11 protein-coding genes are annotated in these 15,895 nt (G+C 55.7%); 6 read left to right on the top strand and 5 right to left on the bottom strand.

The genetic code is table 11. From position 1 onward, the window contains the following. Positions 1-175 precede the first annotated feature (175 nt). Genes APH41_RS21190 through APH41_RS21175 form a run of 4 tightly spaced genes read right to left on the bottom strand, consistent with a single transcriptional unit; the run spans position 176 to position 6,548 of the window. Positions 176-2,410 carry a DUF2235 domain-containing protein gene (locus APH41_RS21190; protein WP_139271560.1) on the bottom strand — a complete coding sequence of 745 codons (2,235 nt, stop codon included), beginning with the start codon at positions 2,408-2,410 and terminating at the stop codon, positions 176-178. Further along, positions 2,386-2,907, bottom strand: coding sequence for a DUF3304 domain-containing protein (locus tag APH41_RS21185; protein ID WP_054921278.1), 522 nt, complete (start codon positions 2,905-2,907; stop codon positions 2,386-2,388). Before APH41_RS21185 ends, APH41_RS21190 begins: the two co-directional genes overlap by 25 nt. Before the next feature lie 21 nt (positions 2,908-2,928). Continuing rightward, positions 2,929-3,768: a DUF4123 domain-containing protein gene (locus APH41_RS21180; RefSeq protein WP_054921276.1), complete on the bottom strand. Its 840-nt coding sequence runs from the start codon at positions 3,766-3,768 to the stop codon at positions 2,929-2,931. 11 nt (positions 3,769-3,779) lie between these two features. Continuing rightward, positions 3,780-6,548, bottom strand: a complete 2,769-nt coding sequence (locus APH41_RS21175; RefSeq protein ID WP_054921274.1) for a type VI secretion system Vgr family protein — start codon at positions 6,546-6,548, stop codon at positions 3,780-3,782. A gap of 165 nt (positions 6,549-6,713) precedes the next feature. Here APH41_RS21175 and tssA point away from each other — a divergent pair, with 165 nt between their 5' ends. Then, a complete protein-coding gene (tssA, locus tag APH41_RS21170) occupies positions 6,714-7,784 on the top strand; it encodes a type VI secretion system protein TssA (RefSeq protein WP_054921272.1) in 1,071 nt (356 codons plus the stop codon). Between the two features lie 21 nt (positions 7,785-7,805). Here tssA and APH41_RS28885 read toward each other — a convergent pair whose 3' ends face one another. After that, positions 7,806-8,183, bottom strand: a complete 378-nt coding sequence (locus APH41_RS28885) for a hypothetical protein (RefSeq protein WP_139271539.1) — start codon at positions 8,181-8,183, stop codon at positions 7,806-7,808. Positions 8,184-8,700: 517 nt separating this feature from the next. Between APH41_RS28885 and APH41_RS28430 the strand changes: the two genes are divergently transcribed. Genes APH41_RS28430 through tagF form a run of 5 tightly spaced genes read left to right on the top strand, consistent with a single transcriptional unit; the run spans position 8,701 to position 15,895 of the window. Continuing rightward, positions 8,701-9,555, top strand: a complete 855-nt coding sequence (locus APH41_RS28430; RefSeq protein ID WP_082430485.1) for a M15 family metallopeptidase — start codon at positions 8,701-8,703, stop codon at positions 9,553-9,555. 53 nt (positions 9,556-9,608) lie between these two features. Next, a complete protein-coding gene (locus APH41_RS21155; protein ID WP_054921266.1) occupies positions 9,609-9,869 on the top strand; it encodes a PAAR domain-containing protein in 261 nt (86 codons plus the stop codon). Between the two features lie 27 nt (positions 9,870-9,896). Further along, positions 9,897-11,228: a hypothetical protein gene (locus APH41_RS21150; protein WP_054921264.1), complete on the top strand. Its 1,332-nt coding sequence runs from the start codon at positions 9,897-9,899 to the stop codon at positions 11,226-11,228. A gap of 36 nt (positions 11,229-11,264) precedes the next feature. Further along, a complete protein-coding gene (gene tssM, locus APH41_RS21145) occupies positions 11,265-14,912 on the top strand; it encodes a type VI secretion system membrane subunit TssM (protein ID WP_054921261.1) in 3,648 nt (1,215 codons plus the stop codon). Next, on the top strand, positions 14,909-15,895 hold the full coding sequence (gene tagF, locus APH41_RS21140; protein ID WP_054921259.1) for a type VI secretion system-associated protein TagF: 987 nt from the start codon (positions 14,909-14,911) through the stop codon (positions 15,893-15,895). The genes tssM and tagF overlap by 4 nt, the downstream gene beginning before the upstream one ends.

The raw sequence follows: 15,895 nt of genomic DNA, 5'->3' as shown, positions 1-15,895 counted from the left end.
CCGCTGCCGGGCGTGGTTTCACCCTCGGGGCCAACGACCAGCGCGGTCTGTGGGCCGTGAGCGGTCGGACGTGGATTCAGGCGTTGGCCTGTACCGTCTTCGAGGGTAGGGCGCCAACGTTGGGTGTGCAGCACTGTTTGATCTGGATTTTTTGAGCTCATCCTTAGCGGATCAGTTAACGCCACGGTTGTCTGTTTATAATCCGCTTTACCGTTTTTCCAGCTTCCTCCATCACAGTATCAGCTACCTCTTGGGCCGTATCCGCCGCCGCGTTGGTCACGCGTTTGCGAGCGCCATCAATAACTTCGTTTGTGGCATTTTTCGCTTTGTTCCAAGCCCGCTGGGCCTTCTCAACCAGCGTATCCTCAGGCGAGTAGTGAGTCCGCCAGCGTAGGTATCCCCATATGGAGCTAGTTTCTCGTCCGTCTGGTTCAACGGGTAGGCTACCGTCCTTGAGATAACGATCAAGGTCGATCCGGTCCAATCCCCACACAGGTGAGGGAGCGACATCGCCGTAACCACCTTCATCGTAGGGCGCGTACCGCTTAATGGCCGCTTTGGCGTCGCGCTCGAATTCGGTTTGATACTGTCGGTAGGTGGCCTCCTGCTGCATAAGCTTTTTCATGCGAATAGTTTGATTGTGCTTCCACACATCTTCGTTTGTAGCGCCAAAAGGTTTGAACCATGCTCTCGAATCATGCACGTAGTCGTCGAACAGGCGGATGATCTCCGGCTTAAGTGCCTTTTCGTATTCCCAGAAAGGTTTTACTTCGCGCCATTGCCGGACTTTCTCACCCCATATCGCTCGTTCTATTTCACTAGAAAGCGCGCTGGCAGGCATCGATTGCAATAGAGTCCGTGCCATCCAACCATCAGAGTAAACAAGATCATTTTCCCGCTCGCTTAAAACCACCACTTCCCGGCGTAGCTCATCATTGGCCCGCCGCAAGTCTTCAGCGTCTTGTGGGCTGTTGATTTTCGCCCGCGAAAAAAATGGTTGTTGCTCCAAGGCGTTGGAGTTGTTAGCGGCGCGAAGACGACGCCAGCGTAGGTAGAGTCCGTATTGAATATTGGCAGCCTGGGTTGTACTAGCGTTGCTGGGTGTCATGGCATTGACGATAGCAACGTAATCATTGAAGGATTGACGAAGTGCTGGACTGATTGTGAATGCATTTTTTATCTCAGGAGCAAGACGTGGGTTGCTCGCATTGAGTGGGACACCTGCTGCCACTGCGCTGCGATACATTTTTGCAAGCGGCACTTGAGACAGTTTGCTGCCATCGTCAGGTGCATCATTGGTGCTGCATCCGCGGCCTTGATCACCGGGTGGATAACCTCCTCCAATATCCGAATGCACACCGGGATATACCAACTCAATACAGTTAGGATGATCGCCCACTATATCTAGCGGAAAGGAACCACGAACTTCGTGGCCTGAAACAAGGTGAACAACCTTTTTGATTTCATTGGGCACGCGTAGAAAACGTTCCTGTCCCCAACCACCATGCCCTTCAAATAGCAGGGCACTTTGCGCAAGCCCTACCGAAGCTACAGTGTCAAAAATACCCAAAAAGTCAATATTGACCGGTACTCCTGCCAACGTTCTATTTTTGTCCAGTGCATCGGACAACCAATTGCAAAATACGCGAGCTTCTGCTGCGCCTCGGGAGAACCCGAACACTGAGAGGCGAATGCTGACTAGCTTTGGTTTATCGCTGGCGATCCGGCTTGCTAGTTTTTGGGTGAGTTCATCGTGCCTGGCTTGTAAGAGCTCACGCCGTTGTCTGTGTCGCGGCTCGATATAGGCAGTGTCAATAATATTACCGATGGTGCCAAGCGTGCCGGCGTTATTCAGTTGCTCGACCTCGGTGGTACCGGCACCTTTCAGAGCTGTCTGAGGGAGATTTATGTCGGTGGAGATCTTTTTAACCAAGTCGACATCTTGGATGTTACTGGCGTCGCTCAAGGTGGTTTTTTCGAAATATCGATACAGTTGATTTGAAAGCTGTAGCAACGCCCAATTTATTCTGGCCTCTCCACCCCAGCCGGCTGCTAGCCCTGCTCGTGCATGGTAACCTCGCCCTGTATCGCCTGTTTCTTTTGGGAAGGGGGTGCCAACGCCTGGAACATAGATTTTCACAGTGTTAGATGTTTCTTCGAATACGTCGAATAGTCGAGCAACGTTGCTGTGAGCCTGTTTTGGAGTATCTCGCTCTTTATTGTTGTTGGTTCCGTCGAAGAAAAAACCGAGATGCAACGAGGTACAGCACTCCATGTTATTGCTGATGTCTTGATTTGATAAAAACTGTGCTTGCTCGTCCTGCAACAACGCGCTCGGGTTTTCGCCTAGTTTTTCTAGCTGCATATTCAAATCCCTCAGCAGACTCAATCGAAGAATTTTGCTTTGCAAACAGGGGCTGCTTTACAAAGTATGTCTGGACGCTGCAGACCTTCCGGGAACTCCGGGTGTCCAGGACTAAAGCTGGTAGGAAATGCTTTGATTTTCTGATCCGGGAAAAAGGCCACATATAAAATGCTGGGGGAGTTGCCCGTGTAGGGAGCAACTGGGACCATGGCGCTATACAACGCTTCTTGATCTTTCTGATAAAGCGCGTCATCTCGCCAGTCGACCCTTACAGTTAGTCCTGGGCGCCACTTTCTCGGTAAACTCGCGCTGCCTGCAAAAGAGTTGCCTCCACCATGAATCAGCATCCCGCCGGCCCAACTGTCATTGACATACACCACACCGAGAGGTTGATCCGTGTAGTTGAGGATAGAAACAGACAGGCCGATTTCTGAATCTTGCGTTGAAGGCTTTGGCTTGAACACGACGAACGCCAGTACAGCGAACAACAGCGCGGCAGCAGTGATCGACCACCGCCATAGCCTAGAATTTTCTTTCATCATTGAATTATCACCGTCCTATTCTTAAGCTTGCGAAAGCAAACCATTGCGGCAAAGCGACTCAAGCATCTGGCGAAACACAACAGCGTCATGTACTTGCTCTGAGTCGTGACTGTCTAAAATTTCCTGAATACATCTGTGTGCGGCTGAAGGACGGCCTGACAGTCGCCCAAATATCTCTGCGTTTTTTCGCAGACAGAACAGCAAGCCATCGGCACGCGCACCGTTGGCCATCAGTTGTATCTGTCGGCTATCGAATTGATAAGGTTTGATTGTCGGGCTGTAATCACCTACTGCTCTGCTTCCTTGGATGTGGCGGAGCTCTCCGTCTCGACGCCAATACCACCATTGCAGGCCGTCGAATAGCAGTCGTTCACGTTGTGGTTGGGTCAGTGTTTTCAGTAATAGGTCCAGTGCACGCGTGTCGGCAAGGCGAAGTAAAAAACCTCTGCCTTGATTGTCTTTTGCTTCCAGTTGACTGTGCAGATGTTCGAGTAGTGACATCTTCTCGGCTGACAGGAAGCTGAGCATCGGTTTTCCGTTGCTGGCACGCATCAGGTAGGTGATGAGTTCAAGGCGCTCCTGCGGAATGTCCGGTATTTCTACCAAGCAGGGACTCAAGGCAGCCAGGCCAGTTCCTGTGTACAGCTCCTTGAACAAAGACTGTTGAGCCAAGTGCGGGAAACGATGCTTTAGCCCGGCACTCAAAGTAGTGTCGAACGCTCGATCGATGAGCGCGTACACATTACTGGTTGGTAAGGCGGTGATTAATATTTGCAGTGCCCCTGTAGGGTAGGGGTCTATCCAATGCAAAAAGCTGCTTGAACGCGTAGTAGATGTTTGGATCGGGTCAGGTAATGACATGCTCAACTCGATTATGCGTTTTTGTTAGCGAGTGGGGTTCCGGTTTCCATTGCCTTAAGCAGGCATTCCACGCAGATGCCCTGCGGAAACTGCGGCAGCGGGAAGAATTTTTCCTGCGGTCCGTTAAAGCGCTTTTTGCTGGCATACACCTTGATCGTCCCCGGACAGGCAAACGTAATGTTGCCGCCTTCCATCGTCAGGCTGGCGCCCCCATCCACCGCTAGATGGAGTGTTGTCCCCGCCGCCATTTCCGCCTCCGCATCGATCGAGATGATCTTCAACTCGTCTTGAGCGCTAAGGTTGATATCACCTCGCTGCGCCTGCACATCCACAGGCCCGGCGCTGGCGATCATTGCCAACCCAATACCCTCGGCCTTTTGCGCGCCGGCAAGGTAGCCGATGGCCTGGCCGCTATGCATGCGCAAACTGCCTCCTGTCGCCATGTGGGTGTCGTAACCGCTACCGAGGGTGAGGGTCTCTCCGGCAGTCCATTGCAGTGACTGACCCGCAATTTTGGCGATACTGTCACGAGCACTCAGGGTCAGTAGCGCATCACCGCTGTGGGGAATCGTGTGATGGGGATTACGTTGCGCAGCTTCGTCGATGGCCTGGGCGAGTTGCTCGCTGGTTACCGTGGTATTCAGGCTGGTGTGTAGGGCCTGGAGCGGCGACTGGTCGTCGATCAGCAGGCTTTGATTGGCTTTCTGCACCCCGCGATGCGCGGCCAGCGGCACGGTTTGATGGATCTGCGCGGCCAGGTCAAAACGTTCGGCCAGGTCACGTTGCTGTTGCAGTAACGCCTGTGCGGCGACGGCATCGCCGGCCGGGGTTTGCGGGTCGATGGCATAGGTGCTGAGGAGCAAGCCGTTGGCCGCGCGAATCGAGCCGTAGGCGTCGGTACGCAGTTCAAACCCCAGGCCGCGAAAGCTACCTCGGTAGTTGCCCGCCTGATGAATCAGGTGCCCCAGGTTGAGCTGGGTATGCGCTTGGGTGGTTGCCATCTGCACACGGCCTTGCTGGTCACTGTCGTCGAACACCAATTGGTTATGACCCTGGCCATCAAATCCTTGGGTTTTGAACCCGGACAATGCCGCCGCATTGCGGTGCAACGTTTCGACTGCACCACCGCCGTGCCAGGCAGGGCTGTTGCCGCCGGCCAGATTGGCTTCGGCGCTGGGATGCTCATCGGTGGCCTTTGCATAGACCGACAGATTGCTTTCGCCTGGGGCGCCGCCCGGGGTGGGCGCAACGCCGCCTTCACCGCGACCGTTATACAGCGCCTTGGAGATGATCGGCCGGTCGATGTCGCCATTGACGAAATGCACCAGCACTTCCTGACCAATGCGTGGAAGGAGCTGCGCACCGAAGCCCTTGCCAGCGAACGCTTGACCGACCCGAACCCAGCAAGCGCCGCGGTCGTTTTCGGCCTGCCAATGAAAGCGCACCCGGACGCGACCCAGTGCATCACAGTGCAGTGGCCCATCGCTGCCGGGCGTGGTTTCACCCTCGGGGCCAACGACCAGCGCGGTCTGTGGGCCGTGGGCGGTCGGACGTGGATTCAGGCGTTGGCCTGTACCGTCTTCGAGGGTAGGGCGCCAACGTTGGGTGTGCAGCACTGCACGAAATTGCTGTGCGAAGCCACTGCGGTTTGCTTCACGGAGCACTTCGGCGTCGAGCGCTTCCAACTGCAGCAATGCCGCCGGATCAGCATCCAGTTCAGGAACTCCAAACTCCAGATTGTTGATGCCGTAGCTGCGTACCTCGGTGAAGAGAAAGTCTTGCATGTCACGCATCGGTTCGGCGTCGGGCCAGGGCGTCTCACCGAGATGAAACCGCGTGCCCGCCCGCGCGCTGCGTACGGTGCCGCGGCCTTGCCAAAAGGCGTGCTCCGTTTGCATCGCCTCGATGTGCAACCCGGTGTAATGTTCGGCTTCGCTGAGAGTGGCAAAGGCGTAGTCGCCCACTGGGTCGTAGCTTTCCAGGCCTTCGCGTTCTTGACCGATAGGGCGTGATGCACTGATGGCCTGACGACTTTTATAGTCGCAGCTCAGTAGCGTGACGCGGTGGCTACCCAACTGATGGACGCGCCCCATACCCTGAATGGTGTCCTGCACTTGCGTCGCATCGGCGCGATGAAAGCGCAAACCAGTCGCGCTGGAGGAGGTGGGATCCTCAGGCAGTGTGGGGCTGTCGCCGAAGATAATCAGGCGTTGTCCGCTAGGGCTTCGTTCATCTTCAACGAAGCAATAGCCCAAGCCTTCTTCGGCCAGTAGTCGCTGCACAAAAGTGAAGTCACTCTCGCGGTACTGCACGCAGTAGCTACGCGGCCGCACTGCGCTGAGCAGTTGCACCGCGTCCTGGGTGAAGTGCCAGCTCGCGTAGTCCGGATAACCCGTGAGTACCTGGTTGATGATGCCCTGCACGGTGCTGTCCTGAAACACCCTTGAACGGAAACTCTGGGTCAGGATCCACAGCCAGGGCACCAACTGCACATGGTAGCGGGTCAGCGTACCGTCACTGCCGATGCGTCGGGCCATATTGACCAGCCCACTGCGACGGCACCGGCTGCCATCCGCGAGGGTGGTCAATAGGGTGAATTTTTGCCCGAGGAATGCATCGAGAGGCAACGCGTGGTTGCCACTCAAGGCCAGTACATCCCAGCGGTAAAGATTGGACAGGACCTCATGCCCGGACCAGCGCTCTACATGAAGTTGGTCTAGTGTTGACTCAAGTGTGTACAGGCGCGTTTCACTGATGATGTTCGCGGCAGTTGTGCTCATCGGCTTTGATATCCATTTCGTACGCTTTCCCCTGCGGCTCAACAAAGTTTTTGACACAGGCTTGTCTAGCGAAAAAAACACAGTGATGATTGTCTAGCGTAGTTTCTGACGGGGTGTAGTGTAATCACTTACATCAAAATATTGCATCGTTGGCAGGAAAATTTAGTGTCTGATCTTGAAGTTTTATTGAGTCCGATAAATGGCCTACAGGCAACAGGAAAAGATCTTACATACTCATCTGAGTTTGATGGCATACAAAAACTTCGAGAGTTTGACGATCCAACTTTGGAGCAAGGTGAATGGGTTGCCGATCTTAAGGTCGCCAATTGGCCGGAAGTAGTTAAACGATGTTCGAAACTGTTGCGAGAGGACAGTAAAGATCTTCGCGTTGCGGGGTGGCTGACAGAGGGTTGGGTATACACCCAGGGTTTTTCAGGCATGGCCCAAGGTTTCAGCCTGATTGCAGGCTTGTTTGAGCGGTACTGGGACGACCTGTATCCCTCCATCGACGAGGGCGATGTTGAGCAGCGTGTCGGTTGCTTGGCGTGGTTGCTCAAGCAGGGCCTGCGCTGGGTATCGTCGATCCCTGTGGTGGACGATGACGGGTTGTCCTACACACTCTCTGACTATGCAGTAGCGCATCAGCGATCCGGAACGGTTCGCCTTGGGGATTCCGAGCACCTGACGTTGGAGCAGTTGGATCGTGCCAGGTCCGCAACGCCGGTGGGATTCTATCGGCAGCTGTGGCTTGCGGTTCAGGCCGCAGGGGTTGCACTGAGCAGTCTGGAGCACCAGGCCGAAGCTCGTTTAGGTGATCAGACTCCGAGATTTGCGTCGATTCGAGACGCGTTGGACACGGCCTCCAGTAGCATTCAACGGTTTGCGAAAGAGGCTGGCGTGGATGTGCAGGGAAGGGGTGAGCCTAAGGTGCCAGGGCCTCAGCAGCATTCCAGTCAGTTGCTGTCTCCTGTCTCCGTACCTTCAGTCGCCGATACCCAGAGTGCAGTGCTGGGTATCACTTCGCGTCATGACGCGTTGAGTCGGTTGCGCGAGGTGGCAAATTATTTCAGTCAGGCGGAGCCGCATAGTCCGGTGGCTTACATGGCCAATCAAGCGGCTGAGTGGGGGGAGATGCCCTTGCATGAATGGCTCAAAGTTGTGCTGAAAGACGACGCTGCACTGGTTCGCCTGGAGCAGGTGTTGGGTGTGGCCAAGGTTGCCGACAGTGGCGGCTGAGCGCTTGGCATTCCCTCGAGTTCACTTGGAGGGGCACAAACTCGGCGAGCCCGGAAGGTCAGCGCAAATACGTTGGCGACAGTCAATGCCCGCTTCGGTATTGGCTGCTGGGCAAGCCCTGATGCGGTCTTTCAGCGCTTCGCGCGCTGGCAGTGGAAGATCGTTATCCGGGCTTTCGATATAGCGCATCAGCGCAATCAACACGTCTACATCGCTTGAACGAGGTGTGGGAGTAATGCTGTTCGCCGGGCGTGTGGCAGCGGCTCTGGGCTGAGGTTTGGCGGGTTGGATGTGATGTGCTTTTTCTACGGACGGCGGGTTGGCGGCAGTCGTGGGGATGGGATCTGTGTGCTGCTGGGCAGGCGCCTCGTTAAAGATCTGAGCGGATTCGCTAAGCATTTCCGACTCCGTTTGCTGAGCTGTAGTGGTGGGGTAGTGAGTGGTTTCAGGGGGTACGGTCGCGATGCTGACAGCCTGGCTGGGCGTGGGAGTGCCAGTGGCTTCGGGTGACGAATCGAATATCCAGGCCATCCCCGTTATGAGGGTCAGTGCGCTGACGCCCGACCAGATTAGCAGTGTCTTATTTGAGCGTATGTTGGATGGGGTCGCGGTGTTGGTTGAGCGGATATCGGGAGTGCTGCTGTCTTGAGTGTCCGCTAACAAGCTAGGTGCTTTTGAGTGTGCATTACTTGTTGTCACAGCATCCGATTCCAGAGTTTGGCGTTTGTTTCGCCAGTGAGATGGCCTGCACTTATTTGCTGGGTGGCAAGTTGAAATGGCGCAAAATATTGCTAAGAATTTAGGCGCAGCTATATAAAATTTTCAATGCTGTCATTTTGATAGTGTGCTGGGCGCGGCGCAAGAAGCTATCGTTCGGTGCTAATTCCATATTCTTCTCCGGTGGATTGTATATTTGATGCTATTGCTCGTGGTTTTTTGCTTGGCTGCAAGTGCGATTACTTACTTTTGGTGGTTGTTGTTTCCTGAACGTGCAGAGGTGTTTTCGAAATCAATAGTTCGCTTCTTTAAAGCTTGTAGGAAGATTCCCTTTGTCTGGTTGGAAAGTTCTATTTTTGTGAGCGATAGTTTTGTTCGCTTTGGGATTGGTTATAAGCGTTGGCTGTCACCGCTCGCTCAATATCAGGGCCTTGTGTGGTTGATGCTTCTTCTGTTGCTGGTGCCTCCTGCGTTGGTTTTCAGTTTGCGCGGAACGGTGGAGCTTGAAGGGTATGGCAGCGATGTCCACCGTGGGAAACCCACAAGCCTGATTGCAGAGCTGTTGCGTGGTGAGCGGCTGGTACCGCCCCGCGCGCTGCCGCCGGAGGTGTTCACCTCCCGGGAGGTGGAGCGGATTCGTCCTCGCACCGGAGCGGCCGATCGTTCATGGGACAAGATGGATGCTGACTTCGTCCAGCGCTTGCTGGTGGTTTACAAGGTGATGCTGGAACGCCATGGGTACGAAATGGTGCTGCTTGAGGGCTACCGCAGCCCTGAGCGTCAAGACGATCTGGGGCTCTTGCCTGGGACGACCAATGCCAAGGCCTGGCAGAGCTACCACCAGTACGGTTTGGCGGCGGACAGTGCTTTTTTGCGCGAGGGGAAGTTGGTGATCACCGAGAGAGACCCCTGGGCGATGCGCGGCTATGAGTTGTACGGCCAAGTGGCCGAAGAGCTGGGCTTGACCTGGGGTGGACGCTGGAAATTGATGGATTTCGGGCATGTGGAACTGCGTACTGCCGGCCGAGGGCCGTCGGCCAGATCCAGGCCTTAACCCCTGAGCAGGCGCTGTGCAGTGCTGAGCTTAGGCAAACATGGAGAAAGAAGATGACACGACCTTTGATTGTAAAAGGGGACGCGACCACCCACGGCGGAATGGTCATGGAGGCCAGTGAGGATTCGACGATCAACGACAAGGGCATCGCCCGCGTTGGAGATCTGGTGGCTTGTCCGGTCCATGGTCCTACGGTGATCACGACTGGGGACGAGGACTATGAGGTGGACGACAAGGCGGCTGCTCGAGACGGCGATGCCACCTCGTGCGGCGCCGTGTTGATCGCTGGCCAGGCCACAACTTACAGACCGTGAGCGTAGGGTAAGCAGGAATGGAATCTGATGTTTAAACGAGTCCTTGGCTACAAAACGCTGTGGGTGGCGTTGGTCTTTATCGGTACGTGGGGCGTGACATTATGGGCCTGGCGTAACCATTACCGTCTGCCGACGGCACAAGACATCATTACCCATTTCCTGGTGATCCCGTCGACCTTGTGCCTGGGGTATTGGGGGCTGTACCAGACCTTTGAATGGCTGAAGCGCCACCGACAGTCGGGGGCTACAAAGGATCTAGCCGGTGTTGAACCCGTGCCGGACGCTGAACGGGTCATGCCGATTCGGATACTGGATTGGAGCCTGTCCCTGCCCCCCGGCGATGAACCCGTTACTGTTATCGAGGCGTTGATAGCCCGTGAACGACCGGCCCTTCACCCCACACTGAAAAACGCAGACGGGTTCGCGCGCCGTATCGCCTGGATTGACGGAGTGAGTACAGAGGACTTCATTGATTCAGAGCGGGGCGCCCCGTTACCTCTTGATGTCCAGCGCGCCTTGCTGTTGGCCACACAGGCGCTGGAACCTTTACTGGTGCGCCATTTTGAGCGCGAATGTGTCGATACAGACGAGCGCCTTAACCCCCTGCCGATCCACTTCCTACTCCCCACTCGCTGGCCGATTGAGACCCAAACAACGGCACGCCAGTGGTTGCTATCAGCTCTTGGTCGGTTTTCCGAGGCTGGACTGACATGTCCCGTGTCTGTTCACGCTGCGGCTGACACCCGCGGGGTACTGAGTTTTCTTGAGCAGTTGCGCGCTGTCGATGGTGTGGAACCTGAATTCCGTCTGCAGGTCGTGCTTGCCAGTGATTCGTTCATTCAAGATGATGCGTTATGGCAGACGCTGCCGGAGGTCTCCGGCGAGGGGGCGTGCGCACTACTACTCGCGCAGGGCGTCCCAGCAGCCACAGAGCCGGTAGCGGCGGCTATTCACCCGTTTAGCAGCGTCCAGCGTACGCAATCTGCCGACTTGCCGGGCAAGGTGCGCGCCGCGTCTCTGCAACAACTGCTAGAGCAATACAGCACAGCCCCTTCACCGATCAGCGCGGTAATAGCTGATGCGGACCACCAAACCTCTCGTCAAACCGAACTTCTGGTCGCTCTGCACGCAACGCTTCCAGAACTCGACCCAATCCATGAGTGCCTGAGCTTGCCGCTGTGTTGTGGCGAGATGGGCGCCGTGACAGCGCTGGCTTCATTGGCCTTGGCTGCCTCAAACAGTTTGGAGACGCAGCAGGACACCTTGCTGGTGTCGGTGCAAGACCCTTTATGGCGAGCGATCTGTCGTATCCAACCATCGCCGCTACCGGCTCAAGCGCCTCTTCAGGACCTCGCATGAATTTGTGCATCACGTTAGCCCCGGGAATTGTTTGTCATGATTAGCCGCTTCTCCGCCTTTTTTTCCAACTCTCGTGTGTTGGCTGTTATCGGATTATTGCTTGCCGCAGCCTTGCTCCTTCTCAATGCGGCCACCGTAAAAAAAGTGCTTCTTGCACTCCTGGTGGTGACACTTGTCGCAGTGGCCGCCACTTGGTTGTGGCGGCGCATTGTCGCCAGGAAATCGGCGGCGGCGCTGCATCATATGGTGGCTGGTGCAGAGGGGGATGCTCCAGAGTTGCGCCAACGACTGGAAGAGGCGCTTCTCGCGATCAAATCCTCACGACTTGGACGACGCCGAGGAACAGAGGCGCTATACGAGTTGCCGTGGTTAATGGTGATCGGTAATCCCGCAGCGGGGAAAAGTACAGCGGTCCTGAACTCTGGATTGACCTTTCCCTTCAACGATCAAAAAGGCGCTGCGCTGCAGGGGATTGGTGGCACACGTAATTGCGACTGGTACTTCACCACCGAAGGTATTTTGCTGGATACCGCCGGACGCTACTCGGTGCAGGACGCAGATCGTGGGGAGTGGTTGTCTTTCCTCGGGCTGTTGCGCAAACATCGCCCACGCGCACCGATTAACGGAATTGTGATTGCCGCCAGTGTTGCCGAGTTGACCGGGAATTCACCGGAGTTTGCGATCGATTTGGCCAAAAAGCTGCGGCAACGTATTCAAGAGCTGACCGAGCGCCTTGAGGTGATTGCTCCCGTGTATGTGGTGTTCACCAAGGTCGATTTGATCAACGGCTTTAATGACTTTTTCCAGGCGCTAGAGCCACAGGAGCGAGAAAAAGTGTGGGGCGCGACTTTTGCCTTCAACCCCCAAACGGGCCCAGACGCGGTCAGTCAGTTCGATGAGCACTTCGATGAGTTGTGTGAAGGTCTGAAAGAGATGAGTTTGGCGCAGATGGCATTGAACCGTGGGGGCGTCCAAGCCCCAGGGCTGTTGACCTTGCCGCTAGAATTCAAAGGTATCAAGCCCCACTTGAGCACGTTTTTAACGGCATTGTTTGAGGAAAATCCTTTTCAATACAAGCCGGTATTCCGAGGTTTCTACTTCACCAGTGCTGTTCAGGAAATGGCCAGTGTGTGCGGCATGTCCAACGAAATTACTCAACGCTTTGGGCTGAAATCGGCAGACGCAGTCAATGGTCAGAATAAAGAGCGACAGTTGTCTCGCCACAGTTATTTCCTTCTGGATCTGTTCCGCAAGGTGGTGTTCGCTGATCGGCAATTGGTGCGCCAGTATTCCAGCCGTTCACGGACGAGAAAACGCACTGTAGCGTTCCTTGGGACCGCGTTGTTACTCGGTGGAAGCTTGGCGGGCTGGACGTGGTCCTATACCAACAATCAACAGTTGGTGAGCAATGTCCAGGCCGATTTGCGTAAAGCCCAGGACATCCAGAAGGATCGCATCGATCTGCAGTCGCGCCTTGAGGCGTTGCAGGTGATTCAGGACCGGCTGGCTCAGTTACAGAAATACCGTGGTGATCATCCACTGATGCTGGGACTGGGGCTCTATCAAGGTGCCGCACTGGAAGCGAAATTGCGCCATGAGTACTTCCAGGGAATGCGGCAGGTGATGCTGACCCCGGTAGCAGAACAACTGGAATCCTACTTGCGTGAAGTCAGTGCTAATTCTACTGCGCTACAACCTGCGAAATCGGCAGCGCCCGTCAGCACAACTAACGTTGGCGTTTATCAGCCCCCATCGCCGAGCAATGTCCAGGATGCCTACAACGCCTTGAAAGCGTACTTGATGCTGGGCACGGTCGAACGCGTGGAGCCCGCACACCTGAGTGACCAGCTCACGCGTTTTTGGCGCCTTTGGTTGGAAGACAATCGCGGCAGTATGGACCGGGAAGACATGGCGCGCCGTGCCGAGCGGTTGATGAGCTTCTATATTCGCCAATCGAATGCGTCTGAGTGGCCAGTACCGGACACCAAGGTCACGTTGATCGATGACTGCCGTCGGGTATTGAGCGCAGTGATGCAAGGGCTGCCAGCGCGTGACAGGGTCTATGCGGAACTCAAAGCCAGGGCTGCCACACGCTACCCGAGCGTGACAGTTGCAGGCTTGCTGGGGGAGGGGGACAAGATCTTTGCCGGAAGTTATGCCATCTCGGGTACTTTTTCTCGAGAGGCCTGGGAGGGCTATGTAAAACAAGCCATTCGTGATGCTTCGCACAAGGAACTCACCACCACGGACTGGGTGCTGCAGAACGCCCGGGCGGATGATCTGACGTTGTCGGGCAGTCCGGAGCATATCCAGAAAGAGCTGGAGCAGTTGTATACCCAGGAGTACATCGCAGAATGGAAGAAATTCTTGCAAGGCATCACCGTGGCCAGCTTTTCCAGTTTCAGTGAAGCCAATGCGGCGATGAATCAGTTGGGAGACCCACAAAATTCGCCGATGCGCAAATTGATGGAGGCGATCTACCGACAAACATCGTGGGACAATCCCTCGTTGATCAATGAGGGACTCCAGGCGGCTAAGGGTGGGTTTTTAAGCTGGTTCTCCGAGGCCCCTGCTGAAGGCCAGGCATTGGCGCAAAGCAGCGCCGGAGACATTCCGGTTGGGCCTGTAGGTCTTGAATTTTCTGGAATTGCTCGACTGATGGTGGCCCGCGACAGCTCGCCATCGCTGCTGCAAAGCTATCTGGAAAACCTGTCCGGCATCCGTACTCGTTTGAATGCCATCCAGACCCAGGGTGATCCCGGTCCGGGTGCTCGAGAGTTGATGGTGCAGACCCTGGACGCGAGCACCTCTTCTGAGTTGTCGGCTGGACTGCGGCTGGTCGATGAGCAACTGCTGTCGAGTATGGAAGATGGCCAGTGTCGCACCTTACGGCCGCTGTTGTTATGGCCGATGATTCAAACCTTCGGTGCGCTGATTCCGCCGACTCACAACGAAATCAACAAAGTCTGGAAGGCCCAGGTTCACGAGCCTTTCCAACAATCTCTAGCGGGCAAATACCCGTTCGCGCCGGCAGGGCAAATTGAAGCGGGAACGGCCGAGATTGCCGAGGTTTTTGGTCCGCAAGGGGCTATTGCACAGTTTGTTACCGAGAGCCTCGGGCCCCTGGTGATTCGTCGTGGCAACAGCTTGGTCAGCAAGCAGTGGGCAGACGTCGGACTGAGCCTGTCGCCTTCTTTGATGACCCACTTCGCGCAATGGGTTGCCCCATTGGGTCAAACGGCTGAAGGCGGGGCGCTGGTCACGTTCCAGATCTTGCCAGGCTCCGCTGCGGGATTCAGTGAATACAGTGTGCTCATAGGGGATCAGCAACTGCGTTATCGCAATACCCCCGCACAGTGGAACAATTTTGTCTGGGACAGCGGCAAGTCGAACCAAACCGCCAAAGTCAGTGTGGTGACTTACGACGGCCGGACAATCGATCTTCAGAGCTTCGTCGGTCAAAACGCTTTAGGCCAGTTGATTCAAAGTGCTCAAAGTCGACAGAACGCTGATGGTTCTTACGAGTTGCAATGGCGTCAGGACGACTGGGTGGTGCCGGTCACCATGAAGGTCATCAGTAACCCACGTGCGAATGCCGATGGTAGCCAACGCAAAGGCTTGGATGGTACGCAACTGCCGCTGACTGTGGTGGGCCTGGATGCGTCCCTGGAGAAGCGGCCATGAGCTTGGACATGTTGACGTTACCCATCAGTTACTTTGGCAAGTTGCCCGCGCATGGTGATTTTGTCAGGGCTGCGGACAATCATCGGCCCTTGATAGCCATCCTTGATCGCTGGGCAACCGAAGGGTTGGATTTGCTGGCGCAGGACGTTGCCTGGAAGTCTTTGTATGACAGCGCCCCCGGTTTTCATTTTGCCTTTATGGGGTCGCGTCATCGTTCCGTGATCGGTGGGCACCTGTTGCCGAGTGTCGACGCCAGCGGGCGGCGATTTCCGTTTATGGCTGGCGTGACGTTCGAAGTGGCAAAACCCTTGGAGTTTCTTGCACGCAGCCCATTAGCGTTCACCCGAATATGGTCGCGTCTGGGGCGCGAGCTGCCTTTGGCGAAACAGGCCGTTGAGCCCGCTCACATCTTGAGTGAGTTGAGGGAGCATAAGGCCGATCTTACGGTCTGCCCTGACACGTTGCACCGTACCTTCGGCGACTTTCTGCAAGTGCAGACCATCGGCTCGCTGCAGCAGATGCTCAACACGGCCGGGCACCAGGTGAATGTTCGACGCATTTTGCTGGCTCTCGGTTTGCTGCTGCGGCCGGTCATGAGCAGTGGCGCGCCCAAAATGGGCAAGGGCTTACGGTTACCGCTACCCGCCGATCCGCTCCACCGCCATCTGGTTTCAGCTTTTTGGCTCGATTTGATCGCTGACTTTTTGGGGCGGGCAGATTTTGAATTAATGCTGCTGCAACGTGGTGAACATCAACCGACGATGACGCTGGGGTTTGGTGGCGCCTCAGCCCGCGGGCTGTACGGCGTCATCGATCCGAGCATTGAAGAGCACGACACCATCTGGCTTGCGGATCCTGACTGGGTTGAGCAGGAGGTGGGCACGAGCTATGCGTTAAAAAAATTGTCCACCTATACCAATCAACCGGGGCTTTCCTTGAGTACCGCCAGGGCCACCTTTCGCGAAATTTTTTTGGGGTTATGA

This window comes from Pseudomonas sp. NBRC 111138 (genome assembly GCF_001320835.1).
Classification (GTDB): Bacteria; Pseudomonadota; Gammaproteobacteria; order Pseudomonadales; family Pseudomonadaceae; genus Aquipseudomonas; species Aquipseudomonas paracarnis.
This window is presented reverse-complemented; position numbering and strand designations above follow the sequence as displayed.

What these genes read in the sequence shown, in the direction of transcription:
- APH41_RS21185 (WP_054921278.1), bottom strand. Translation starts at nt 2,907, where the DNA reads ATGATGAAAGAAAATTCTAGGCTATGGCGGTGGTCGATCACTGCTGCC.
- APH41_RS21180 (WP_054921276.1), bottom strand. Translation starts at nt 3,768, where the DNA reads ATGTCATTACCTGACCCGATCCAAACATCTACTACGCGTTCAAGCAGC.
- APH41_RS21175 (WP_054921274.1), bottom strand. Translation starts at nt 6,548, where the DNA reads ATGAGCACAACTGCCGCGAACATCATCAGTGAAACGCGCCTGTACACA.
- APH41_RS28885 (WP_139271539.1), bottom strand. Translation starts at nt 8,183, where the DNA reads ATGCTTAGCGAATCCGCTCAGATCTTTAACGAGGCGCCTGCCCAGCAG.
- APH41_RS28430 (WP_082430485.1), top strand. Translation starts at nt 8,701, where the DNA reads ATGCTATTGCTCGTGGTTTTTTGCTTGGCTGCAAGTGCGATTACTTAC.
- APH41_RS21155 (WP_054921266.1), top strand. Translation starts at nt 9,609, where the DNA reads ATGACACGACCTTTGATTGTAAAAGGGGACGCGACCACCCACGGCGGA.
- APH41_RS21150 (WP_054921264.1), top strand. Translation starts at nt 9,897, where the DNA reads ATGTTTAAACGAGTCCTTGGCTACAAAACGCTGTGGGTGGCGTTGGTC.
- tssM (WP_054921261.1), top strand. Translation starts at nt 11,265, where the DNA reads ATGATTAGCCGCTTCTCCGCCTTTTTTTCCAACTCTCGTGTGTTGGCT.
- tagF (WP_054921259.1), top strand. Translation starts at nt 14,909, where the DNA reads ATGAGCTTGGACATGTTGACGTTACCCATCAGTTACTTTGGCAAGTTG.